The sequence below is a fragment of the Primorskyibacter flagellatus genome (genome assembly GCF_014638275.1).
Taxonomy (GTDB): Bacteria; Pseudomonadota; Alphaproteobacteria; order Rhodobacterales; family Rhodobacteraceae; genus Pseudooceanicola; species Pseudooceanicola flagellatus_A.
In genome coordinates, this window is the sequence record NZ_BMFJ01000001.1 from 396,262 (window position 1) to 420,391 (window position 24,130).

The 24,130-nt window shown below is 65.7% G+C and carries 23 protein-coding genes and 1 riboswitch; of the genes, 21 read left to right on the plus strand and 2 right to left on the minus strand.

Features of this window, described 5'->3' with window-relative positions:
* Positions 1-107: 107 nt before the first annotated feature.
* Positions 108-698 (plus strand): GcrA family cell cycle regulator, encoded by a 591-nt coding sequence (locus IEV87_RS01970; RefSeq protein ID WP_188475954.1) that lies wholly within the window; start codon positions 108-110, stop codon positions 696-698.
* 87 nt (positions 699-785) lie between these two features.
* On the opposite strand, the gene IEV87_RS01975 is transcribed toward IEV87_RS01970, so the two are convergent.
* On the minus strand, positions 786-1,721 hold the full coding sequence (locus IEV87_RS01975) for a DUF726 domain-containing protein (RefSeq protein WP_188475955.1): 936 nt from the start codon (positions 1,719-1,721) through the stop codon (positions 786-788).
* A gap of 113 nt (positions 1,722-1,834) precedes the next feature.
* A riboswitch (SAM riboswitch) is annotated at positions 1,835-1,911 on the plus strand.
* A 75-nt stretch (positions 1,912-1,986) separates the two neighbouring features.
* Between IEV87_RS01975 and IEV87_RS01980 the strand changes: the two genes are divergently transcribed.
* The 13 genes from IEV87_RS01980 to IEV87_RS02040 all read left to right on the plus strand — a co-directional run bounded on the left by IEV87_RS01980 (position 1,987) and on the right by IEV87_RS02040 (position 12,767).
* Positions 1,987-3,171, plus strand: coding sequence for an aminotransferase class V-fold PLP-dependent enzyme (locus IEV87_RS01980; protein WP_188475956.1), 1,185 nt, complete (start codon positions 1,987-1,989; stop codon positions 3,169-3,171).
* A gap of 104 nt (positions 3,172-3,275) precedes the next feature.
* Positions 3,276-4,367: a GTP cyclohydrolase FolE2 gene (folE2, locus tag IEV87_RS01985; RefSeq protein ID WP_188475957.1), complete on the plus strand. Its 1,092-nt coding sequence runs from the start codon at positions 3,276-3,278 to the stop codon at positions 4,365-4,367.
* 13 nt (positions 4,368-4,380) lie between these two features.
* Positions 4,381-5,337: an urease accessory protein UreD gene (locus tag IEV87_RS01990; protein WP_308419874.1), complete on the plus strand. Its 957-nt coding sequence runs from the start codon at positions 4,381-4,383 to the stop codon at positions 5,335-5,337.
* A gap of 1 nt (position 5,338) precedes the next feature.
* A complete protein-coding gene (locus IEV87_RS01995) occupies positions 5,339-5,641 on the plus strand; it encodes an urease subunit gamma (protein ID WP_188475958.1) in 303 nt (100 codons plus the stop codon).
* A 107-nt stretch (positions 5,642-5,748) separates the two neighbouring features.
* Positions 5,749-6,054 carry an urease subunit beta gene (locus IEV87_RS02000; RefSeq protein ID WP_188475959.1) on the plus strand — a complete coding sequence of 102 codons (306 nt, stop codon included), beginning with the start codon at positions 5,749-5,751 and terminating at the stop codon, positions 6,052-6,054.
* A gap of 93 nt (positions 6,055-6,147) precedes the next feature.
* Positions 6,148-6,462: an antifreeze protein gene (locus IEV87_RS02005; protein ID WP_188475960.1), complete on the plus strand. Its 315-nt coding sequence runs from the start codon at positions 6,148-6,150 to the stop codon at positions 6,460-6,462.
* Positions 6,463-6,591: 129 nt separating this feature from the next.
* On the plus strand, positions 6,592-8,334 hold the full coding sequence (gene ureC / locus IEV87_RS02010) for an urease subunit alpha (RefSeq protein WP_188475961.1): 1,743 nt from the start codon (positions 6,592-6,594) through the stop codon (positions 8,332-8,334).
* Positions 8,335-8,502: 168 nt separating this feature from the next.
* On the plus strand, positions 8,503-8,724 hold the full coding sequence (locus IEV87_RS02015) for a DUF1127 domain-containing protein (protein ID WP_188475962.1): 222 nt from the start codon (positions 8,503-8,505) through the stop codon (positions 8,722-8,724).
* A gap of 28 nt (positions 8,725-8,752) precedes the next feature.
* Complete coding sequence (locus tag IEV87_RS02020) at positions 8,753-9,301, plus strand: urease accessory protein UreE (RefSeq protein WP_188475963.1); 549 nt, start codon at positions 8,753-8,755, stop codon at positions 9,299-9,301.
* Positions 9,291-9,932 (plus strand): urease accessory protein UreF, encoded by a 642-nt coding sequence (locus tag IEV87_RS02025; RefSeq protein ID WP_188478320.1) that lies wholly within the window; start codon positions 9,291-9,293, stop codon positions 9,930-9,932. The genes IEV87_RS02020 and IEV87_RS02025 overlap by 11 nt, the downstream gene beginning before the upstream one ends.
* Positions 9,933-9,942: 10 nt before the next feature.
* Entirely contained in the window at positions 9,943-10,581 is a 639-nt protein-coding gene (gene ureG, locus IEV87_RS02030; RefSeq protein ID WP_188475964.1) for an urease accessory protein UreG, read from the plus strand.
* 133 nt (positions 10,582-10,714) lie between these two features.
* Positions 10,715-12,163, plus strand: a complete 1,449-nt coding sequence (locus IEV87_RS02035; RefSeq protein WP_188478321.1) for a TrkH family potassium uptake protein — start codon at positions 10,715-10,717, stop codon at positions 12,161-12,163.
* Position 12,164: 1 nt separating this feature from the next.
* Positions 12,165-12,767, plus strand: coding sequence for a class I SAM-dependent methyltransferase (locus IEV87_RS02040; RefSeq protein WP_188475965.1), 603 nt, complete (start codon positions 12,165-12,167; stop codon positions 12,765-12,767).
* A 48-nt stretch (positions 12,768-12,815) separates the two neighbouring features.
* Here IEV87_RS02040 and IEV87_RS02045 read toward each other — a convergent pair whose 3' ends face one another.
* The gene (locus IEV87_RS02045; protein ID WP_188475966.1) at positions 12,816-14,627 is read right to left on the minus strand and encodes a trypsin-like peptidase domain-containing protein; all 1,812 of its coding nucleotides are present in this window, start codon (positions 14,625-14,627) and stop codon (positions 12,816-12,818) included.
* Between the two features lie 156 nt (positions 14,628-14,783).
* Here IEV87_RS02045 and IEV87_RS02050 point away from each other — a divergent pair, with 156 nt between their 5' ends.
* From IEV87_RS02050 to folP, 7 genes are all read left to right on the plus strand, one after another.
* Positions 14,784-15,743: a glycine--tRNA ligase subunit alpha gene (locus IEV87_RS02050; protein WP_188475967.1), complete on the plus strand. Its 960-nt coding sequence runs from the start codon at positions 14,784-14,786 to the stop codon at positions 15,741-15,743.
* A 21-nt stretch (positions 15,744-15,764) separates the two neighbouring features.
* On the plus strand, positions 15,765-16,283 hold the full coding sequence (locus tag IEV87_RS02055; protein ID WP_188475968.1) for a DUF6446 family protein: 519 nt from the start codon (positions 15,765-15,767) through the stop codon (positions 16,281-16,283).
* Between the two features lie 50 nt (positions 16,284-16,333).
* Positions 16,334-18,553: a glycine--tRNA ligase subunit beta gene (gene glyS, locus IEV87_RS02060; protein ID WP_188475969.1), complete on the plus strand. Its 2,220-nt coding sequence runs from the start codon at positions 16,334-16,336 to the stop codon at positions 18,551-18,553.
* A gap of 172 nt (positions 18,554-18,725) precedes the next feature.
* Positions 18,726-21,164 carry a putative PEP-binding protein gene (locus tag IEV87_RS02065; protein ID WP_229737407.1) on the plus strand — a complete coding sequence of 813 codons (2,439 nt, stop codon included), beginning with the start codon at positions 18,726-18,728 and terminating at the stop codon, positions 21,162-21,164.
* A gap of 182 nt (positions 21,165-21,346) precedes the next feature.
* A complete protein-coding gene (locus IEV87_RS02070; protein WP_229737408.1) occupies positions 21,347-21,967 on the plus strand; it encodes a cell wall hydrolase in 621 nt (206 codons plus the stop codon).
* Between the two features lie 93 nt (positions 21,968-22,060).
* The gene (locus IEV87_RS02075; RefSeq protein ID WP_188475972.1) at positions 22,061-22,978 is read left to right on the plus strand and encodes a dihydroneopterin aldolase; all 918 of its coding nucleotides are present in this window, start codon (positions 22,061-22,063) and stop codon (positions 22,976-22,978) included.
* Entirely contained in the window at positions 22,975-23,988 is a 1,014-nt protein-coding gene (gene folP, locus IEV87_RS02080; protein ID WP_188475973.1) for a dihydropteroate synthase, read from the plus strand. Before IEV87_RS02075 ends, folP begins: the two co-directional genes overlap by 4 nt.
* The last annotated feature ends 142 nt before the right edge of the window (positions 23,989-24,130 follow it).

The following is a 24,130-nucleotide window of genomic DNA, read 5'->3' on the forward strand; positions in this document are numbered from 1 at the left end:
ACATCTGGATCACAGGGGCGGTACGGGATACGTGCCGCCCTTGATACGAAGGCCCCGGAGCCACCGATGCCCGGACCGCCCCGAGAGACAAGCAAAGGAAGCCGTCCATGTCCTGGACCGATGAACGAGTCGAGCTGCTCAAGAAGATGTGGACCGAAGGCCAGTCCGCCAGCCAGATCGCCAAGGAACTGGGCGGTGTCACGCGCAACGCGGTGATCGGCAAGGTGCATCGCCTCGGGCTGTCGAACCGGTCGGGCGGTCAGGCACCTGCTGCCCCCGCAAGCGCGCCCAAGGCCGAGGCCAAGCCGAAACCGGCTGCGGCCCGTCCCGCCCCCGAACCCGCACGCGCCGCCGAGGTCGAGGATGACGACGACGAACCCCGCACCACCTCTGCCGCGCCGGCCGGTGTGCCATCGCGCAAGGCCATCGTTCCCGCGGGTCAGCCGCTGCCGCCGCAGCCATCGGCCAACGAGATCAGCCCCGAGGCTCTGGCCAAGGTCAACGAGATCGAGAAGAAGGCCAAGAAGCTCACCCTGATGGAGCTGACCGAACGGACCTGCAAATGGCCCGTCGGCGATCCGGCGACCGAGAAGTTCTGGTTCTGCGGTCTGCCCGTCCAGGCTGGCAAGCCATACTGCGAGGCCCATGTCGGCGTGGCCTTCCAACCGATGTCCTCGCGCCGCGATCGCCGCCGCTAAGGCGCCGATCGGCTTCATCTTGCCAAAAGTACTCCGGGGTAGGGGCCATCGCAGATGGCTCCGCAGGGGCAGCGCCCCTGTCACAGCTCAGGGGGCGGCGTTGCCCATGGGCAGGGGCAGGCTGAAGGCGGGCAGGCGGAGACGCCAGCCGGCAATTGCCTGCTCCTCCCGTTCCAGACTGCGGCGCAGTACGGGCAGCGGCAGCCTTTGCGGCTCTGTCAGCAGTGCGGCGTAAAAGGGAAAGACACCGGGCCTCAGATAGGACGACCAGTGGCAGACGCGACGCTGTGGCGGGGCGATGTCATGCCCAAGGCCGCGCAGGGCGCTGAGTGTCGCGGCATCGTCCAGCGGCAGGGTCAGCCAGTTGCCCCTGCGCGGCGACCTTCGGCCAAGGGCCGCGTCGCGCCGATGTGGTGCGGCGATGACCTGCTCCAGTAGGCGATCGTAAAGGCGGTTTTCCCGGCTCGTGATGCTCAGGACCTCCACCGTGCGCCCCGCGGGCGTGTCGAGCGCGGCCTCGGCGGCGCTGCTGAACTCCGCCCCCGCCAGCAGGATCGCTCGGCTCAGGGCATGGGGGGGCAGGTGCGGCAGGGCAGACAACACCACCCGCGCGCCAAGCGAATGCGCCACGGCGTGAATGGGCCGGTGCGGCGCGGCGCGGCGGATCAGGCGGATCAGCTCGGCCAGCGCGCGCCCGGCCTCTGCGGCCTGCGCGTAAGCCTGCCAGATCGATCCGCGCGCGGGCCAGCCGAAGGCCACGCCAAGCCGCTCCGGCGCCGATCCGTCCAGCCCCAGTTCGCGCGGCCAGCTGCGCGCTTTCCAACAGTCGTGATCATTGCGGAGCGAGAAGATATGCGCATGGGGGCAATGGTCGGGATGGCCGGGTTCGAACTTGAAGCCATGGATCATCAGGATCACGGGGCCGATGCCGCGCGCGGCGTCCCGGATCGTATCCGCGACGGGCAGGGCGGATCCGTGCATTGCCAGACCCTGTTCCTGCATGTTGATCCTCAACAGGGTCATATCCCTAGTCCGGCACCAATCATCTAGCAGTAGGATAACCGGCGCATACGACACCTGGTTGATGGTTGGATGACAGAGCCGTAACACTTGACCCGCCTCCCGCACCGGCGCTAGACAGCCGCCGTGGCGATTTGTTGCCGGATTGCGGGCCACACAAAACATTCCGCTAAAAGGCCAGTCGTCGGGGACCCCCACGCTTGGCCGCGTCTGGGGGTTTTCATTTGGCCGACCCGCCCCCCAAGTGGTCGGTCCCGGAGATGACGAGATGACCAAGACCAACTGGAGCAAACGCACCACGCTCGTGCATGGCGGCACCCGCCGGTCGCAGTATGGCGAGGTAAGCGAGGCGATCTTCCTGACGCAGGGCTTCGTCTACGATACAGCCGAAGCGGCGGAGGCCAGGTTCAAGGACCTGGGCGACGACGAATTCATCTATGCCCGCTACGGCAACCCCACGGTGCGCATGTTCGAAAACCGCCTCTCGCAGATCGTGGGCTACGAGGACGGGTTCGCCTGTACCTCTGGCATGGCGGCGGTGACGGGGGCGCTGACGGCGCTGCTGAAGGCCGGGGATCATGTTGTGGCGGCGCGGGCGCTGTTCGGATCGTGCCTCTACGTGCTTGAAGACGTGCTGGCACGCTTCGGGGTCCGCGTTACCCTGGTCGACGGTACGGACAATTCGGCCTGGACCGAGGCGATCACGGAGGACACGGCGCTGGTTTTCCTGGAATCGGTGTCCAACCCCACGCTGGAGGTCATCGACCTGGCCCATGTGGTGAAGGTCGCCCATTCCAAGGGGGCGCTTGTGGTGGTCGACGACGCGATGGCGACGCCGATCTATTCCTATTCAGCACGGCTTGGCGCCGATCTCTGCGTGATTTCGACGACCAAGCATGTGGATGGGCAGGGGCGGATGCTTGGCGGGATGATCTGCGGCAGCAAGGACCTGATCCGCGGGCCTATCGAGGCCTACATGAAGCACACCGGCGGGGCGATGAACCCGTTTACGGCATGGGTGCAGCTGAAATCGCTCGATTCCCTTGACCTGCGCGTACGGGCGCAGGCCGCCACGGCGCTGGAGATCGCGCAGGCGCTCGAAGGTCATCCGAAACTGGCGGGCGTACGCTATCCGGGGCTCTCCAGCCATCCGCAGCACGCGGTTGCCATGGCACAGGCGGAATCGGGCGGGACCGTGATCTCCTTCGACGTGGCGGGCGGCAAGGAAACCTGCTTCCGGATGCTCAACGCGCTGGAAGTCTTCACGATCTCCAACAACTTCGCGGACAGCAAATCGATCGTGACCCATCCCGCGACGACCACGCACCAGCGTCTGCCGCAAGAACAGAAGGACATCCTCGGCATTTCCGACGGGACGGTGCGCCTGTCGGCAGGGCTGGAGGATCCGGCGGACCTGATCGGCGACCTGATGCAGGCGCTCGACAGGATCTGAGCAGTCATCCGGTCGGGGCCCCGGTGCGTACGATCCGGTGAGATGGAAAATCCAGCGGGTCGCGCCTATATCTGAGGGGACACCGACCCTGAAAGGGGGAGCCGATGAACATTCACCCGGAGGACATGACGCCAGCGCCGGATCGCGATGATGCGGCAGAAGCGTTGCGCACATTGCGGCAATGGGCGGCTACCGCCTCGAACGCAGAGATCGGTGCGCTCGACCCGGCCGTCGCTCGGTTGCTGACCGACGGCGATTATCCCCTGCTTTCTACCGAGTATCCCGAAGATTTCGTCGCCGGTCCCGCCTATCGTGCGACCCTGCCCGATCTGCAGAACGGCCCGGCCAGCCTGATCCGCGGCTCGCGCCGGTCCATCCAGCACGTGGGGATCCACAACTTCCGCCTGCCGATCCGCTATCGGACCCGTGACGGCGGTGCGCTGACTCTGGAAAGCTCGGTCACCGGGTCGGTCAGCCTTCAGGCCGACCGCAAGGGCATCAACATGAGCCGTATCATGCGTTCCTTCTACGCCCATGCGGAAAAGACCTTCTCCTTCGAGGTGATCGAGGCGGCGCTGGACGACTACAAGACCGACCTCGACAGCCTCGATGCGCGGATCCAGATGCGGCTGTCCTACCCTCTCAAGGTCCGGTCGCTCCGGTCCGGGCTGGAAGGCTATCAGTATTACGACATCGCGCTTGAGCTGGTGGAAACTGCCGGGCAACGGCTGCGGATCCTGCATCTCGACTATGTCTATTCCTCGACCTGCCCCTGCTCTCTGGAACTGTCAGAGCACGCCAGGCGGGAACGTGGGCAACTGGCCACGCCGCATTCGCAGCGCTCGGTTGCGCGGATCTCCGTCGTGCTGACGGGAGAGGGGCGGCTTTGGTTCGAGGACCTGATCGACATGGCCCGCACCGCCGTGCCGACGGAGACGCAGGTGATGGTGAAACGCGAAGACGAACAGGCCTTTGCGGAACTAAACGCCGCGAATCCGATGTTTGTCGAAGACGCGGCGCGCCTGTTCGCGCAGGCCCTTGAGGATGATCCGCGGGTCGGAGATTTCCGGATCGTTGCGAGCCACCAGGAAAGCCTTCACAGTCACGACGCCGTGTCGATCCTGACAGAGGGTCCGACGTTCGAGGCCGCGAGCCTCGACCCGAAGCTCTTCGCGACGCTGCATCACACCCGATAACCACTGCGGTCGCTTGGATTTTGGGCGATCAACCATAGCGCGGGCAAAAACGGCGGGAGGGGCAAATTTCCTCTCCCGTTCCGTGGCAAAGCCGTTACTCTCTGCCAGACGGGAGGGAACCGCCATTAACGCCGACGCCATATCTGTTCCGCAAACCGGACCGCTGCTTCAGCGCCAGCCAAGGGCGCGCGGGTTGCTCGAGGTTTCGGCAAAACTGCGGGGCGGGGTGTCGCGGATTGCGGATCTGCATCAGTCCGGATCGTTCAAGGCGCTGTTCCCGCGGGCTTTTTCCTCTGCTCTGCAGGCTGTGGTGCTGAATACCGGCGGGGGGATTACCGGCGGTGACCGCTTTCGTCTGACCGGTCGGGCGGAGCCCGGGTCGCATCTGGTGCTGACCACGCAGGCGGCCGAACGCATCTACCGCGCCCAGCCCGGAGAGGTTGGTCGCGTGCGCACCATCCTGCGGGTCGGGCCGGGCGCGCGGCTGGACTGGTTGCCGCAGGAGACCATCGTCTTTGACCGCGCGGCACTTGACCGGACGATCAATGCCGAGGTCGATCCGGAGGGACGTTTTCTGGCTGTCGAGCCTGTTATTTTCGGTCGCGCCGCCATGGGTGAAATTGTGCAAACCGGATATTTTTCTGACCGCTGGCGTGTCCGGATGGGTGAAGAATTGATCTTTGCCGATAATTTACTGCTGGACGGCCCGGTTCAGAATCTCCTGGATCGGCCCGCCGTGGCTGGTGGTGCACGGGCCATGGCAAGCCTGCTTCTGGTGGCCCGTGACGCCGATCTTGCTCTGGACCGGCTGCGCCGCGCGCTTGGTTCCGGCGGCGGGGCGAGCCTGATCCGGCCCGGCGTGCTTTTCGCCCGAGTGCTGGCGGCGGACGGGTTCGCCCTGCGCCGAAGCCTCATCCCCGCGATCCGCGCCCTGACGGGCACCGATATTCCCAAGACCTGGATTCTCTGATATGCAGTTGACCCCCCGCGAAAAGGACAAACTTCTCATAGCGATGGCCGCGGAGGTGGCGCGGAAGCGCCTGTCTCGCGGCGTGAAACTGAACTATCCGGAGGCTGTCGCGTTGATAACCGATGCGGTGGTCGAAGGCGCGCGGGACGGCAAGTCGGTTGCGGCGCTCATGCAGGAGGGGGCCAGGGTCGTCTCGGTCGACCAGTGCATGGAAGGCATTGCAGAGATGCTGCACGAGGTGCAGGTCGAAGCGACATTTCCGGACGGGACCAAACTCGTGACCGTCCACAATCCGATCCGATGAGCTACGGGGGTTAGAATGCTGAACATCATAGACAAAATCGCCGCAGCACTGGGGTTGGCTCCGGCTCCGAAACCCATTCCGGTACGGGTTGCCGGACAGGTGCGCAAGTGATCCCCGGGGAGGTCATTCCCGCCGACGGGACGCTGACCCTGAACGCCGGCAAGCAGTCGGTGACCTTGATGGTTGCGAATACCGGGGACCGCCCGGTACAGGTCGGGTCGCATTACCACTTCGCCGAGGCGAACGAGGCGCTGGATTTCGACCGGGCTGCGGCGCGGGGAATGCGCCTGGACATCGCGGCCGGCACGGCAGTGCGGTTCGAACCCGGGCAGCGGCGCGAAGTGAATTTGATCCCGGTCTCGGGGGCGCGCACGATCTATGGGTTCAATCAGCAGGTCATGGGGCCCCTTTAATTCTCCCGGGAACCTTTCCGCGCGCGCACCGTTAATCCTTGACCTTGCCGATGCTGCGCCGCAGCATCGAGCCGTGGGTCAGGGGTGCGGCTGATGGCAAAACAAAAGTCCGATATGTTCGATGCAATGCGCCTTGGCTGGGCGGTGGCCCGCCTTGGCGTCGAAGCGCAAACCGTCATGGCAATCCGCATTGCGGGTCTCGCCGGGCTCATGGCGCTGCCGCCCGGAGAAGCCATGCGCATGGTCGAGGAAAAGGCGCCCGCTTTTACCGACGCCTGGTTGAAGGGTGCTGTGGCGATGGCGTCGGGCGCGGGGGTTCCGGCGGCCATGGGGGTGGCTCTCAAGCCGCTGCATCGCAAGGCGCAGGCCAACCGCAAACGGCTGACAAAGACAGGCAAGCGGCGGTAACGTCTGCCTTTTTCCTGACCACTGAGCCGTGGAACCCTCGCCCGGCTCTGCGAGAGGGGTTTCCCTTGATCCTGCGGGCTGATTAGGATCGTGCCGAGGGGCCGGGGAGGCCCATGCAGGAGGACCGCGATGCCAACCCAGATTTCCCGCGCCGATTATGCCGCAATGTTCGGTCCGACCACCGGCGACAAGGTGCGCCTGGCCGATACCGACCTGATCATCGAGGTTGAGCGCGACCTGACCGCCGACCTCGCCGGATCGGGCGGAAACGGCCCGCTTTACGGTGAGGAGGTCAAGTTCGGCGGTGGCAAGGTGATCCGCGACGGTATGGGGCAATCACAGAAGACGCGGGCCGAAGGGGCGGTCGACACCGTCATCACCAATGCGCTGATCCTCGACTGGACGGGCATCTACAAGGCAGACGTGGGTCTGCGCGACGGGCGCATCCACAAGATCGGCAAGGCGGGCAACCCTGACACCCAGCCCGGCGTCGACATCATCGTCGGCCCCGGCACCGAAGCCATTGCGGGAGAAGGAAAGATCCTCACCGCGGGAGGGTTCGACAGCCACATCCATTTCATCTGTCCGCAGCAGATCGAAGACGCATTGCATTCCGGCCTGACCACGATGCTCGGCGGTGGCACGGGTCCGGCGCATGGGACTCTGGCCACCACCGTGACGCCCGGGCCCTGGCATATGGAACGGATGCTGCAGGCTGCCGACGCCTTTCCGATGAACCTCGCCTTTGCGGGGAAGGGCAACGCCTCTCTCCCCGCCGGGCTTGAGGAACAGATCAAGGCGGGTGCCTGTTCGCTCAAGCTGCACGAGGACTGGGGCACCACCCCCGGCGCCATCGATTGCTGCCTTTCGGTCGCGGATGACTATGACGTGCAGGTGATGATTCATACCGACACGTTGAACGAATCCGGTTTCGTGGAGAACACCGTGAAGGCGATGAAGGGCCGCACGATCCACGCCTTCCATACCGAAGGTGCCGGCGGGGGACATGCGCCCGATATCATCAAGATATGCGGCGAAGCTCATGTGCTGCCCTCTTCGACGAACCCGACGCGGCCTTTCACGGTCAACACGCTCGACGAACATCTCGACATGCTGATGGTTTGCCACCACCTCGACAAGTCGATCCCGGAAGACGTCGCCTTTGCCGAGAGCCGCATCCGGCGTGAGACCATTGCGGCGGAAGACATCCTGCACGACATGGGGGCCTTTTCGATCATCGCCTCGGACAGTCAGGCCATGGGGCGTGTCGGAGAGGTGATCATCCGAACCTGGCAGACCGCTGACAAAATGAAGAAGCAGCGCGGGCGGCTTCCCGAGGAGACCGGTGCAAACGACAATTTCCGGGTGAAGCGCTACGTCGCCAAGTACACGATCAACCCGGCGATCGCGCATGGTCTCAGCCACCAGATCGGGTCCATCGAGGAGGGAAAGCGCGCGGATCTGGTGCTTTGGTCCCCGGCCTTCTTCGGTGTGAAGCCCGAGATGGTGCTGATCGGCGGAACCATCGCCGCAGCCCAGATGGGCGATCCTAACGCGTCGATCCCCACGCCGCAGCCGGTCTACACCCGGCCCATGTTCGGGGCCTTCGGTCGGGCGGTGGAACGGTCTGCCGTCGTCTTCGTCTCGGCAGCGGCGCAGGCCGAAGGGGTGGGCGCGAAATACGGGTTGGCAAAGGAAACCATCGCGGTGCTCAACACCCGCAATATCGGGAAGAAGGACCTCAAGCTGAACGATGCGCTGCCGAAGATCGAGGTGCACTCCGAAACCTACGAGGTGCGCGCGGACGGCGAATTGCTGACCTGCGAACCAGCCGAGGTGCTGCCAATGGCGCAGCGGTATTTCCTGTTCTGAGGGTGTCGCGCATGAGACGGCAGGCGGGGTCGAATGCGGGTGCAGAGGAATTCTGCGTTGCAGCATCTGCATGGCGGGGCTTCGGAAATGAGTATGGTCAGGTCGCAATCGCTGACCTATTGTTGTTGGCAAGGGGGGGAACCGAACACAGACTTATTGAGGTTTCCAATGGCAAACACCACCACTCACATCGCCGACGCCGGCTTCCGCTCGGGCATCGCATCCTTCTTTGCAGCGCTCGGCCGCGGCATGGTCACCTACATGGAGCGCCGCTCGCGTGCCGACCAGATCGCCCGTCTGAACGCGCTGTCCGACGCACAGCTTGCAAAACTGGGCATCACCCGGGACACCATTCCGGCCTACGTCTTCCGCGATCTGTTCTACATCTGATCGCACCCATGTCCGGACGGGGGGCGCGATGACCGCGCCCTCCGCCGCCGCCCATGCTGTCCTGCGTGTCCACGATCGTAGAGGGCAAAGCCCCCAGGATCACGTGACTTTGGACTACGAAGCGCGGTTCCTGCGCCGAAAGGTCCTGCATACGGATCGCGGCACGGCCTTCCTTGTCGATCTGGCGGAAACGATGTCGCTTGAAGATGGCGACTGTTTCGTTCTTGCAGACGGATCGCTGGTCGAAATCCTTGCCGCGGACGAAGACCTTGTCGAAATACGGGGCGATGCGCTGGTGACGCTCGCCTGGCACATCGGCAATCGTCACACTCCCTGCCAGATAGAAGAGACGCGGCTGCTGATCCGCCGGGATGCGGTGATGGCCGATATGCTCTCCCGGCTTGGCGCCGAACTGGCCGATGTCCGCGAACCCTTCCGTCCCGCCGGGGGGGCCTACGGCATGGGGCGGACACACGGACACGACCATTCGCATGTCCATGTTCATGTCGGGCACGGCCATTCCCACGACGATGACGACGACCACGCCCATCCCCACGATGACGATGATGCCCTCTGACCCCGCGCTGGTGCTGCATCAGTGGCTGTCCCCGGCCTTTCCGGTTGGCGCATTCTCCTATTCCCACGGGCTGGAGACGGTTGTTGTCCAGGGGCTGGTCCACGACCGCGATACCGCTTGCGACTGGATCGGCACGGCATTGCAGCATGGGGCGGGGCAGGCGGATGCGATCCTGCTGGCAGCGGCCTGGCGGGGGGAGGCCGACGCGATACCCGGCCTGACCGCGCTGGCGCTGGCCCTGTCGCCTTCGCGCGAACGGCGGGCGGAGACGCTGCAGACCGGCACCGCCCTCGCTGCGACCATCACGGCGCTCACCGGCCATGACCTGCCGGAAGCGCCCTATCCGGTGGTGCTGGGTCGGGCCGCGCGGCTGTGTGAACTGCCGGTCGACCTCACTCTGAAGCTGTTTCTACAGGCCTTCGTCGCCAACCTCGCCTCTGCCGCCGTGCGGCTGGTGCCGCTTGGCCAGACCGACGGGCAGCGCATCACGCAAACGCTCTCCTCGGCGATCCCGGCGCTGGCTGAAGGTGCGATGCACGGCGACACGGACCGGATCGGCACCGCGGCCATTGCGCTGGACCTCGCCTCCATGTCACATGAAACCCTTACCACCCGCCTGTTCCAGAGCTAAGGAGCCCGCAATGTCCTCTCCCCACGGACCCCTCCGCATCGGCCTCGGCGGCCCGGTCGGTGCGGGCAAGACGACGCTGACGGCGGCGCTCTGCCGGGCGCTCCGGGACCGCGTGAACATGGCGGTCGTGACCAACGACATCTACACGCGCGAAGATGCGGATGCGCTGACGAGAATGCAGGCGCTGCCGTCGGACCGGATCCGGGGGGTGGAGACAGGGGGCTGTCCGCATACCGCGATCCGCGAGGATGCCTCGATCAACCTCGCCGCCATCGCGGAGCTGAACCGCGACTTTCCCGGTCTGGACCTGATCCTGGTGGAATCGGGTGGCGACAACCTGTCCGCCACCTTCTCGCCGGAACTGGCGGACATGACGATCTACGTCATCGACGTCGCCGCCGGTGAGGAGATCCCGCGGAAGGGAGGCCCGGCGATCACGAAGTCGGACATCCTCGTCATCAACAAGATCGACCTCGCGCCACATGTGGGCGCGAACCTCTCGGTGATGGAGCATGATGCCAAGCACCAGCGCGGTGCGCGTCCCTTCGTCTTCACCAACCTGAAGACGGGGGAGGGGCTGCCGCGCATCCTCGAATTGATCGAACAGATCGGCGGGCTTGTCCCCGCGCCGGTCTCGGAAACCACCTGACTCTTCATCTTGCCTGAAATATCCTCCGGGGGCGCGGGGGTGGAAAACCCCCGCTTCCGTCCGTGCCACAGGCGACAGGATCAAGGACCGCACCGGCTTGAAAACCCTCACCCCCCGAGTCCGTCACAGGTCCCTGATCGACCTGCGCCCCGTCGGTTACGTGATCGGCCTGCTGGTTGCCTGCCTCGGCCTGACCATGCTGATCCCGCTGGCCGTCGACATTGCGGAGGGGCGCGGCCACTGGCCCGCCTTTGCGGAATCCGCGGTGCTGACCTTTGCCATCGGAGGGCTGACCGCGCTTGCCTGCCAGAACGGGACGGAGGAGGGGCTGACCCTGCAGCAGACCTTCCTGCTGACCACCGGCGTCTGGGCCGCGCTGCCGCTGTTCGGGGCGCTGCCCTTCATGCTTGGCGCGACCGAGGCGTCCTTCACCGATGCGTTCTTCGAGGCGATGTCGGGCATGACCACGACGGGATCCACCGTGTTTTCCGGGCTGGACACCCTGCCGCGCGGCATCCTGTTGTGGCGGGGGATCCTGCAGTGGCTGGGCGGGATCGGGATCATCGTGGTGGCGATGGTGTTCCTGCCCGAACTGCGTGTCGGCGGGATGCAGATTTTCCGCTCCGAAGCTTTTGAAACCATGGGCAAGATCCTGCCCCGCGCCACCGCAATCGCGGCCCAGATCTCCGTGATCTACGTCGCGCTCACCGTGGCCTGCGCCTTTACCTACCTCGTGCTCGGCATGGACCCGTTCGACGCCACGGTGCATGCGCTGACCACGCTGTCCACGGGTGGATTTTCGACACGGGATGCGTCGTTCGGGGCCTTCCAGGGGCCGATGGAATACGCAGCCTCCGTCTACATGATCCTGGCCGCGCTGCCCTTCGTGCGCTTCGTGCAGATGCTGAACGGCAACCGGGTCGCGCTGTTCAAGGACAGCCAGGCGCAGGTGTTTTTCCTGACGATCCTCGCCTTTGTCGGGGTGTCCTTCATCGCGCTGCTGCATATCTTTCCCCATCACTGGGAAAAATCCCTGCGCGAGGCGCTGTTCAACATCGTGTCGATCATGTCGGGCACGGGCTATGCCTCTGTCGACTACATGGCCTGGGGGCCGTTCCTGATCACCATCTTCTTCTTCGTCGGCCTTGTCGGCGGATGCGCCGGATCTACCGCCTGTTCGATCAAGATCTTCCGTTACCAGATCCTCTTCGCGGCGATCCGCACGCAGATCAAGCGTATCCACCTGCCGCACGGCCGGTTCGCGCCACGGTTCGAGGGGCGACCGATCCCGCCGGATGTCATGAGCTCAGTGATGTCCTTCTTCGTTTTCTTCACTGTCTCGCTCGGCCTGCTATCGGTCGGGCTGGCACTGACGGGGCTGGATTTCGTGACCTCAATCTCCGGGGCGGCGACGGCGATTGCCAATATCGGACCCGGCCTGGGAGAGATCATCGGGCCGGCGGGCAACTTCGGTCCGCTGAACGATACGGCGAAATGGATGCTGTCCGTGGGGATGCTCTGCGGTCGGCTGGAACTGATGGCAGTCTACGCGATCCTCACCGTGCAGTTCTGGCGGGCGTGAGATGAGCGCGGATCCGGCCGGAGTCCGCGCTGTCTACGACCGGAACGCGGTCGCCTTTGACGCCCGGCGGCGCGAAAGCCGGATGGAGACCGGCTGGATCAGCCGCTTCGCAGCGCTTCTGCCGGACGGGGCGGAAGTTCTCGACCTCGGATGCGGCAGCGGCGAACCGGTTGCACGTCTGCTTCTCGACGCCGGGTTCCGCGTCACCGGGGCGGATTTCTCTCCCTCCATGCTCAGGATCGCGAGGGCGACGTTCCCCCGCGCGGAATGGATCGAGGCCGACATGCGCGACCTGGACCTTGGCCGGACCTTCGATGGCATCGTCGCGTGGCACAGCGTCTTTCACCTGACGGTGCAGGAGCAGCGCGCGGCATTGCCCCGGATCGCCGCGCATCTCCGCCCCGGCGGGGTGCTGATGATGACGTCAGGCATAACGGAGGGAGAGTCGGACGGGCAGGTCGGTAAAGACCGTGTCTACCACGCCAGTCTCGACGCGGCGGAATACCGTCGCATCCTCGCGGGGCAGGGTGTGCCGGTCACCGAATTCGTCGTTGACGATCCGGAGACCGGCGGGTCAAATATCCTGATGGCGCGACGCAGCTGAAACCGTCACACGTCCGCGTGTCTGTCGAACGGATCGCGGGGTGCCCATTTACTCCCAGCAGGACACCAGCACGGTCATGGCCATGCCGATGCGGGTGATGTCCTCGGGTGCGAGCGCGGCGCCGGGGTCGGCGGCAACGGCGGACAGACCCGCCTGTCCCATCACCCCGACAACCACCTGACCGTCGACGGCAAAGCTGACGCCCGGCGGCAGCTGGCGGCCCCCGGCGGTGGCGGGCTGCATCATGCCGATCACGGCGCCAGCCTGATCCATTACCGGACCGCCCGCGTCGCCGGGCAGGGCCGAAATCGACAGGCGTTCGACGCCCGCCTCGCCGGAGAGACCCTGCAGTTCCTCGAGCTTGCCGAAGGTCAGCGTCGGCGCAGCAAGGCGGCCCTCATAGGGGTACCCGGCGGCGGCGACTTCGCTTTGCAGGCGCGGGGTGGTGGTGGCGAAGCGGGCATAGCCGATCGGGGCGATGGTGCCCACGGGCTTCAGAACGGCAACGCCGGAGGTGCTGTCCACAGCGGCGACCTCGGCCTGGGTGCGGCCGTCAAGCGTGATGCGACCGCACTGGGCCACGGCCTCGGCGGTGGTCACGGCATAGCCCCGGTCGTTCACGAAGAAGCCCGAGCGGGAGATCACGGGCTTGCGGATCTCGAGTCCCGACAGCAGGTCGATGTTCTGGCCGCTGTCGGCCCCCATGGCAGCGGGGATGGCAACGCCGTCGATACGTTCGAAGCTCTTCTGCATCTCGCCGATCAGCCGGGTGCGGCGCTCTTCGTCGCCCGAGGGCCAGACCAGCGTCCAGCCCTTGATGCGGCCATTTCTGAGCGTCACCTCCGTGTGGGACACGAGGCGCGCGTTCTCGCCGACAATGGTGAACCCGTCGGGGCGGCGTTCGCGCGGCCCGTCCTCGGGGATGATCGCGAGAGTCTGCATGATGTCGTAAAGCCCGTACATCGACTGCTGGTCTCCGTCCTGGGAGATCAGGACGAGGCGCGCGTCGATGTCGCCGGTCGGTTCGAAATGGGCAAAGGGTGCTTCGTAACGGTCGAAGGTCACCACGCCGGCGGGAATGATCATGCTGATGCCGGCAGTGGCGTCGTTGATGCGGCGCAGGTCCAGCCCGTCGAGCACGGCGTTGTACTGGCGAAGAAGCTCGGCCCGCTGCCGGGTGGTCAGCACGCCCGTCGCCTCGATCCCGTTGGCCTCCTGCCAGGCGGCCATGGACGACCGGGTGCCCCGGCCGAAGGCGCCGTCGATGGCGCTGTCGTAGAACCCGGCCCATTTCAGCGCGACCTGAAGTTCCATGCGTTCCTCGGCGGTCAGCAGCGCCTCGCTCCGCCGCGCTTCGGAGGGGGTTTCGTCGGGGACCTGCGGCTCCGGTTCCGGCTGCGGGGCCGGTTCGGCGATGGTGATCTGCGGCTCGGCGGGCGCGGCCTCCGGCTGGACGGATGCCTCGGGCTGCGGCTGCGGTGCGGGTTCGGCGGCGGGGGTGGGCGCAGCGAGAGTGTTTGCGCCCCGCGGCCAGAACTGCTGGCGGAACGAGTTGGGGAAAGCGATATAGCTGTCGCGCGGGATCGCGCCCTCACCGCGCAGCACCTGAAGCACGCGGTTCGCATCGTCCCGCGTGTAGGGGCCAAGCGCGATGCCGTACCAGCCACCGCCGAGGTCAAACCCGTTCACGTCCTGCAGGCGGTCGGCATAACCGCGGATCGCTTCCTCGGCCAGGGCAAGGGAAGGCTGCGCCTCGATCTGGACCCAGACGAGGTCGCCGGATTGGGCACGGACGGTCGTGGCTTGAAGGGATACCGCAAGAATAAGCGCGGTCAGGTTTCGGAAAAGGGATGCGAACATTCTTATGGGGCCTCTGCTCGGTCTTATTGTGATCTCATCGGCGCAATCTTTACCAAATCTGGGGGTCCATGCACCCAAATAATGCGTTATCCGCCGCATTGACCCGACCCGGAACCCCCCGTAGGTAGACAGCGCCGAGAGGACCAAGGACTCCCCATGCCCGCGACTGCCGACACGCCCCGCTCCTTCCAGGAAATCATCCTGCGGCTCCAGACTTACTGGGCCTCAAAGGGCTGCGCGATCCTGCAGCCCTACGACATGGAGGTCGGCGCCGGCACGTTCCATCCGGGCACGACGCTGCGCTCTCTCGGGTCGCGTCCATGGGCGGCGGCCTATGTCCAGCCCTCGCGTCGGCCAACGGACGGGCGCTACGGTGAGAACCCGAACCGGCTGCAGCATTACTACCAGTACCAGGTTCTCATCAAACCCTCGCCGCCTGACCTTCAGGAGCTCTACCTCGGCTCGCTCGAGGCCATCGGCGTGGACATGGCCCTGCACGATATCCGCTTCGTCGAAGACGACTGGGAAAGCCCGACACTTGGCGCCTGGGGTCTTGGCTGGGAGGTCTGGTGCGACGGGATGGAAGTCTCACAGTTCACCTATTTCCAGCAGGTCGGCGGCCATGACTGCACCCCGGTGTCCGGAGAGTTGACCTACGGGCTGGAACGGCTCGCGATGTATGTCCTGGGTGTCGATCATGTCATGGACATGCCCTTCAACGACCCGCAGGCCCCCATTGCGCTCAGCTACGGGGACGTTTTCCGCCAGACGGAGGAGGAATATTCCCGCTGGAACTTCGACGTCGCCAATACCGATGTGCTGCTGAAGCACTTCGAGGAGGCGGAAGCGGAATGCGAGGCGATCCTTGCGCAGGAGGCCGTCGATCCCAAGACCGGCAAGCGCATCGTCATGGCGCATCCGGCCTATGACCAGTGCATCAAGGCTTCGCACCTGTTCAACCTGCTCGACGCGCGCGGCGTGATCTCGGTCACCGAACGTCAGGCCTACATCGGGCGGGTCCGGGCGCTGGCGAAGAAATGCGCCGACGCCTTCGTGACCACCGGTGCGGGCGGCTGGCAGGCCGAAGATCAGCCTGCGGATGGCGCACGGGCGTAACGGGCTGAAAGGATCGGGCAGATGGGAAAGTTCCTTGCCGCGCTGATCGTCGTCTGCGCCCTCGGCGCCGGGATCGGCATCTATTACATGCAGGAGTACGCCTATTACGAACCCGTCGCGCCGGTTGGCGATGATGTGACCCTTGTCACCCCGGAAGGAGAGGCGGTCGCCATTCCCTTCGAGGGCTTCGAAGCGATCGACGCCTATTCCTCGCCGATCCGCTACCGCGCCTGTTTTCGCACGCCCCTGTCTCTGGAAGAGCTCAGCGCGCGTTTCGCCGCCTACAATGGGCCGGAGCCGCTGGAGGCGCCGAACTGGTTCGGCTGCTACTCCGCCTCCGGGATCGGCGAAGCGCTGGACGCGGGCAAGGCGAAGGCCTTCCTGTCCGTGCCCGACGTCACCTACGGGATCGACCGGGTCGTGGCGGTGTTCCCGGACGGACACGGTTACGTCTGGCACCAGATCAACCGCTGCGGCAAGGTCGTCTTCGACGGCAAGCCCGCACCCGAGGGCTGCCCCCCGCCGCCCGCGACCAACTGAACAAGATGCCAAAGACGCCGGCCCGGCCGGTGTGAGTGAAAGCGACCGATATGCCCGACCTCCTGATCGAACTCTTTTCCGAGGAAATCCCCGCGCGCATGCAGGCCCGCGCGGCGGAGGACCTCAAGGCCCGGATGACGGATGCGCTGGTCGAGGCCGGTCTGACTTATGGCGGAGCGGCTGCTTTCCACACGCCCCGCCGGCTTACCCTCGCGGTGGAGGGACTGCTGGCGGAAAGCCCGACCCTGCGAGAAGAGCGCAAGGGCCCGCGCACGGATGCGCCGGAGAAGGCCATCGAAGGGTTCCTGCGCGGTGCCGGTGTGGCGCGGGAGGATCTCAAGGTCCAGGACGACAAGAAGGGTCAGGTCTATATCGCCGTGATCGAACGACCGGGACGTCCGGCGGCTGAGATCGTGGCGGAGGCGCTTGAGTCAGTTATTCGCAACTTTCCGTGGCCAAAGTCCATGAGATGGGGGTCCGGTAGTCTGAAATGGGTAAGGCCGTTGCATTCCATCCTCTGCATCCTCACGACGGAAGCAGGGGCGGAGGTCGTGCCGCTGGAGGTTGACGGGATCAACGCCGGGGCCACCACGGCGGGGCATCGTTTCATGGCTCCCGCGCGGTTTTCTGTCATGAATTTCGAGGATTACGCGTCGAAGCTGAAGCGTTCGCATGTGGTTCTAGATGCGGCGGAGCGGGCGGAACATATCTGGCAGGATGCAACCAACATGGCCTTTGCCGCCGGCTTGGAGGTCGTGGAGGATCGCGGCCTGCTGGCGGAGGTGGCGGGGCTTGTGGAATGGCCGGTGGTGCTCATGGGGGAAATCGGAAGCGAATTCCTTGGCTTGCCGCCCGAAGTTCTTCAGACTTCGATGCGCGAACATCAGAAATTCTTCTCCGTCCGCAACCCGAAGACCGGGCGGATCGAACGGTTCATCACCGTCGCGAACCGGGAGACCACGGACAACGGCGCGACGATCCTCGCAGGGAACCGGAAGGTGCTGACCGCGCGGCTGTCGGATGCGCGGTTCTTCTGGGACAACGACCTGCGCGTGGCGAAGGTGGGGATGCAGACCTGGACGCAGGCGCTTGAGTCCGTGACCTTCCACAACAAGCTGGGCTCTCAGGGGGACCGGGTGGCGCGGATCGCGGCCCTGGCGCGGGACATCGCCCCGCTGATCGGCGCGGACCCGGAACTGGCGGAACAGGCAGCGCTGGTGGCCAAGGCGGACCTGTCGTCGGAAATGGTCTATGAATTTCCGGAGCTTCAGGGGCTGATGGGCCGCTATTATGCGGAGGCCGCAGGTCTTCCGGCAGAGGTCGCAGCGGCGGCGCAGGAACATTACTCTCCGCTCGGGCCGTCGGATGACGTGCCGACGGCGCCGGTGTCGGTGGCCGTCGCGCTGGCGGACAAGATCGACACGCTGACCGGATTCTGGGCCATCGACGAAAAGCCGACCGGGTCGAAGGACCCGTTTGCGCTGCGCCGCGCTGCCCTTGGGGTGATCCGGCTGGTTCTGACCAACGGGCTGAGGCTGAGCCTCGACAGGGTGAACGACGCGCAGATCCTCCGGCACGAGATCTCCCCGGCCGGGGCGGGGGAGCGTGACCTTTTGGACGAACTGCTGCGCGAGATCGCGCGTCACGGCGTGTTCGGTGCGGCGGCGCGCAGCATCATCGACCGGATCGAGGGTAACGGGCCCGACTGGCTGGGTCGCGTGGCAGAGCACAATCCGACTGTCAGCGACGACCTGCGCGGTTTCATCCACGACCGGCTCAAGGTCCACCTCCGGGACGAGGGTATCCGCCACGATGTGATCGACGCCTGTCTTGCCATGCCCGGCAACTGCGACCTCACGTTGCTGGTCAACCGGGCGCGGGCGCTGTCCGGCTTCCTTGGGACCGACGACGGGGAAAATCTGGTGCAGGGCTTCAAACGCGCCAACAACATCCTGTCGCAGGCAGAGGAGAAGGACGGCGTGTCCTACGAATTCGGCGCGGACCGGAAGTTTGCCGAACATCCGGCAGAGGTCGCGCTGTTCGACGCGCTCGACGCCGCGCGGCCGGTGATCGACAAGGCTATGGCAGCAGAGGATTTTGCAGCGGCGATGGAGGCAATGGCATCGCTGCGCGCGCCGATCGACGCCTTCTTCACCGAGGTGCAGGTGAATTCCGACAATGCCGTGGTGCGCCGCAACCGGCTGAACCTGCTCTCGACCATTCGCACGACCTGTCTGGCGGTGGCCGATCTGACGAAGCTGGAGGGCTGAACGGCCCCCAGCTTTTCCTTGCTCCGCGCGGTCTTGGGCGTATTCTGCTGCGACAAGAAGGACCGCCGCAGTGCAGCACCCGCCAAAGACCCCGACCCTCGTTACACCAACCGCCCGGATTACGACCTCTACGCATGGGGGCCGTGCGAAGTGCCTGCAAAGACTGGTGCGGATGGATCTGCCGGTGCCCTGCACGGTCGCTCTGTCCTTCGATCAGGTCCATGACATCGCAGGCGGGGACCTGCCGGACATGGCGGCGCTGCTGAAACCGTTCGGCGATCAGCCGCTGCTCTGCGTGCGCCCGTCGTCCGAGGATCCGGACTGGGGAGGGCCGGGGGCGGTGATGAACGTCGGCATGAACGACGCGCTCTACGTCGATCTCTGCGACCGGATCGGGGCGGACGCCGCCAGCGCGGTCTACATGCGGTTCGTTCAGGGCTATGCGATCAACGTGGCGCGGCTGGACCCGGACATGTTCGACGGGCTGACCCTGCAGGGATCGGAGGGGCTGCGGCAGGTGCTGTCTGCCTATGAGGCAGAGACGGACGAGGCTTTCCCGCAGGATCCTGTCGTACAACTGTCGGGCGTGTTGCAGTCCATGGCGCGGGCTTGGGAGGGTACGACGGCCCGGCTGTTGCGTCAGGCCAAGGGTGCGCCGGCCGATGCCGGGCTGGGACTCGTCGTGCAGGCGATGGCGCTTGGCCTCGGCGCAGGGGAATGCGGGTCGGGCGTGATCCAGCTGGTCAGTTCGCAGACCGGTATGCCTATGGTCACGGGCCGTTACCGCAGCCAGAGCCAGGGGCGCGACGCGCTGCAGAAGGAGGGGACCTCGATCTACCTCGCCAAGGACCCGCGCGGTCCCTCGCTCGAGGAACTGGCTCCGGCGGCATTCGCGCAGCTGATCGACTATACCGCGATGATGCGCGTGCGTCTGCGCGAGGAGATGCAGACCGAATTCACCATCGAAAACGGCAAGGTGCATGTGCTGGACGGAGTGCGGATACGTCGTTCTCCGCGTGCGGCAGTGCGCATCGCCGTGGCGCTGGCCGAGGACGGTATTATTCCCAAGGAAGAGGCGATCCTGCGGGTCGAGCCCCGTGCACTGACGGAAATGCTGCACCGCCAGGTCGATCCGGACGCCCCGCGCGAGGTGATTGCCCGGGGCATCGCGGCCAGTCCGGGGGCCGCGTCGGGCAAGATCGTCTTCTCCTCTGCCGCGGCGCAGGCGGCGGCGTCGCGCGACGAACGCTGCGTGTTGATCCGGAGGGAGACCTCGCCGGAGGACATCCGTGGCATGCATGTGGCCGTCGCCGTCCTGACGGAACGGGGTGGCATCACAAGCCACGCGGCGGTGATCGGGCGGGGGCTGGGGCTGCCCTGTGTCGTGGGTGCGTCGGACATTTCACTGAACCTGCGGCGGAATACCGTGACGATGGCGGATGGCCGGGTGCTGCGCGAAGGCGATGAGATCACCGTGGACGGCACCTCGGGCGTGGTGCTTCTGGGGGCTCCGCCGCTGCTGGAATCCGCGCGGGACGATGCGTTTCAGGCGCTGATGACCTGGGCCGACGACTTCCGCGACATCGGGGTGCGCGCCAACGCCGATACGCCCGCTGACGCGCAGATCGCGCGGAATTTCGACGCGCAGGGCATCGGGCTGTGCCGGACGGAGCATATGTTCTTTGATGCCGGCCGGCTGACCGTGATGCGCGAGATGATCTTCGCCGCCGAACCTGCCGACCGCCGGGCGGCGCTGGAACAGTTGTTGCCGATGCAGCGGGCGGATTTCGTCGAATTGTTCCGGATCATGGAGGGGCACCCGGTCTGCATCCGTCTGCTCGACCCTCCGCTGCATGAATTCCTTCCCTCCGACAAGGAAGGCATCCGCTCGCTCGCCGATGCGCTGGACCTTCCGGTGTCGGACGTCGCGCACCGGATCGAGGAACTGGGGGAACACAACCCCATGCTCGGCCTGCGCGGTGTCCGCCTGGGGATCACCATGCCCGAGATCTACGACATGCAGGCCCGCGCCATCTTCGAAGCGGTGCTTGAGGCGGGGGGCGGCGTGGTGCCCGAGATCATGATCCCGCTCGTTTCGGCCCGGCGGGAGGTCGAGCTGGTCAAGACGCGGATCGAGGCGGTGGCGGCGGCGGTGCGCACTGCCTCCGGCCGGAAGTTCGACTACCGGCTCGGCGTGATGGTGGAAACGCCGCGTGCCGCGCTCAGGGCAGGGGAGATCGCCCCGCACGCGGCCTTCCTGTCCTTCGGGACCAACGACCTGACGCAGATGACCTACGGGCTGTCGCGCGACGATGCGGGGCGGTTCATGAGGACCTACGTGCAACAGGGCGTGTTCCCCGAGGATCCGTTCCACATCCTCGATTATGACGGGGTTGGAGAACTGTTGCAGATCGGAGCCAAGAGGGGCCGGGACGCAAGAAAGGATCTTGTGCTTTCCATCTGCGGTGAACACGGCGGGAACCCCGAATCAATCGAGTTCTGCCGCCGCGCGGGCTTCGATTATGTCAGCTGTTCACCCTTCCGCGTGCCCGTCGCGCGGCTTGCCGCGGCGCAGCTTGCGGTACGTGAGCGGCTGAATTCCGCCAATTAGAACCTTTCCGATTCAATAACTTGGCGCGGAATGCCCGCGCAATGTGCATACATGGGTACCTCTGGTTTGGCCCGAAAGGCTGGACCTGAGAGGTATTTTTGGCTAGGCGACCTCTGATCAGATTGTTGGGAACGGCGAAACAGACAGGGCCGGATTTGAGAATGCGCGGGATTGTTTTGAGCATGCTGCTTGTCGCAGCCGGGGCCGTTTCGGCCGAGGGAACCGTCACTGACATTGCCAGTGCTGAAAAAAGCGGCCTTGCTTCCGTGGGTGAAGTGAAGCTCGCCTCGCTTCTCGACGCGGAGGCGATCAGCGACGTGCGGCCCAAGGCGCGCAAGCCGGTGTCGATCGAATACACCCAGTCCTGGCTCTCCAAACAGGCGCGTCCGCAGCTTGGGGCGCAGGCCGCCTGCCTGGCTGAGGCGCTTTACTTCGAAGCGCGCGGGGAAAGCGTTAAGGGTCAGTTCGCGGTGGCTGAGGTCATTCTGAACCGGGTCGACAGCCCCGCCTTCCCGGATTCCATCTGCGGCGTGATCCATCAGGGCACCGGCAAGCGGTACGGCTGCCAGTTCACCTATACCTGCGACGGTCATCCCGAGGTTATTTCCGAGAAAGCCGCCTATGCGCGGGTGTCCAAGGTGGCGGCGATCATGGCCAAGGGTGGCGCACGTCCCCTGACGAACGGGGCGACCTACTACCACACCGCCCATGTGTCGCCGTCCTGGGCGCGCAAGTTCTCCCGCACCGCCAGCATCGGCGTGCACCGGTTCTACAGCCGCCACACGCGCCTGTCCTCGAACTGACCTTCGCCGGCCCGCGCGCCGGCGTTTTGCCAATTCCGTTCCAAGGATGTATGCCCGCCCCGACGACATCGACGGGGCAGGGACCTGGCAGGCATGACCGACACGATCTCAGAGGCGTTTGACCATCCCGAAGTCCGGGCTCAGGCCCTGTCCGGCACCGATTTGCGCGACCGGATCTCGCTGCGCGATTACCTGACCGAGGTCGACATCGGCGCGTTTCAGGCCGAACGCGGTCACAGCCAGCGCCTGCGCTTCAACGTGGTGGTGGAGGTCCTTCCCGCCAGCGCGCCGGTGGCCGACGACGTGGACCGTATCCTGTCCTACGACTTGGTGGCGGAATCGATCGAGGCCGCGCTGGCCGAGGAACGGCTGAACCTGCTTGAAACGCTCGCCGAACGGGTCGCGGCGCTGATCCTGCGCGCGCCCATGGCCGAACGGGTCTTCGTACGGATCGAGAAGCTGGATCGCGGCACGGGCGCCCTTGGGGTGGAGATCATGCGCGACCGCTCCGGTCCCGAGGTGGGCGAGGCGGCGGTGCCCGGTCCCGCGCCGCGCGTGATCTTCCTGTCCAATGCCGCGATGGCCGCCCCGGATTTCTGCGCGCGGCTGGATGCAGCGCTTGATCAGGGCGCGCCGCTGATCCTGACCTGCGGCATGGCCGAGGCTGAGGTGCCCCGGTCCTCCTCCGCCCTGGCACAGTGGCGGATCGACCTTCTGGCCATCGAACAGAACGCCTGGGTCCTGGCGGGGCGCGATCGACGCTGCGTGGTGGTGAACACGCGCACCGAACTGGACTGGGGTATGAAGCATGCCCAGACCTGTGTCTGGGCCCCGTCCAAACTGGTGCTTGACGCGGTGCACGGCCCGGCGCGGGGGGCGTCGGCGCAGGACCTGTCCCTCTGGCTGGCCGGAGAGCTTGGCGCGTCGGAGCTGCTCTGTGTCGGGGCGCAGGCTCCGGCAGCCGCCGGTCCATTGCCGATCCGGTCCCTGCCGGTAGAGGGTTGGGCATGAGCGGCTGGTGGCGTCCCCTGGTCCGTCCGGCCTCAGACGGGACGGGTTTTCCGTTGGTCGGGCAGGGGCATCTGCGTTTCGACCGGGTCGAACGGATCGGGCGGGGCGCGCGCAGCACGACCACCGGGCCGGAGGCGCTGTCCGAGGACGCGCTGCTACGTCTGACCATGCAGCGTCCCGATCTCTGCGGCCTGTCGCTGGAACGGCCTCGCATCATGGGGATCCTGAACGTCACGCCGGACAGCTTTTCAGACGGCGGGCAGCACATGGAACCGGAGGCGGCAGTCCTGCAGGCGCAGGCCATGGCGGTGGACGCCGACCTTCTGGACATCGGCGGGGAATCAACCCGCCCCGGTGCGGCAGAAGTCCCGGCAGAAGAAGAAATCGCCCGTACCGCGCCGGTCATTCGCGCCATCCGCGCGGCGGGGCTGACCCTGCCGATCAGCATCGATACCCGAAAGGCCGCCGTCGCGCGGGCGGCTCTCGAAGCCGGGGCGGACATGGTGAACGACGTCTCCGCCCTGCGCTTCGATCCGGACATGGCCGGCGTCGTGGCCGAGGCGGGGGTTCCGGTGTGCCTGATGCATTCCCGCGCCACGCCCGAGACGATGCAGGACAGCCCGGCCTATGACGACGTGCTGGCCGAGGTGATTGCCGAACTGGGGGCCGCCATGGCCACCGCCCGTACCGCCGGGATCGCGCCGGATCGAATCGTCATCGACCCCGGCATCGGCTTTGCCAAGACGATGGCGCATAACCTGGCCCTGATGCGCGGCCTGTCGGCCCTGCACGACCTCGGCGCGCCTGTGCTGTTCGGCGCTTCTCGCAAGCGGTTCATCGGGACGATCACCGGGGCTGAGGCCGCCCCGGATCGCATGGCAGGATCGGTCGCCGCAGCCGTGCATGCGGTGACACAGGGCGCGCAGGTCCTGCGGGTGCATGACGTGAGTGAAACCGCGCAGGCGGTGCGGATGTGGCTGGCCGCCGCTTCGGGCGAGCCGCAGGGCTGACATTATATATAGTGTGCCACGCCTTCCGGCGCGCTAGATGTTCGTTTTTTGACCATTCGGCGGCGAATTGTCGGTGCCGCGATCCAGTGCAGGCAGTTAGTGCTTTGTCCTGCGCCACCTCGGGCGCACCATTGCATGAGGG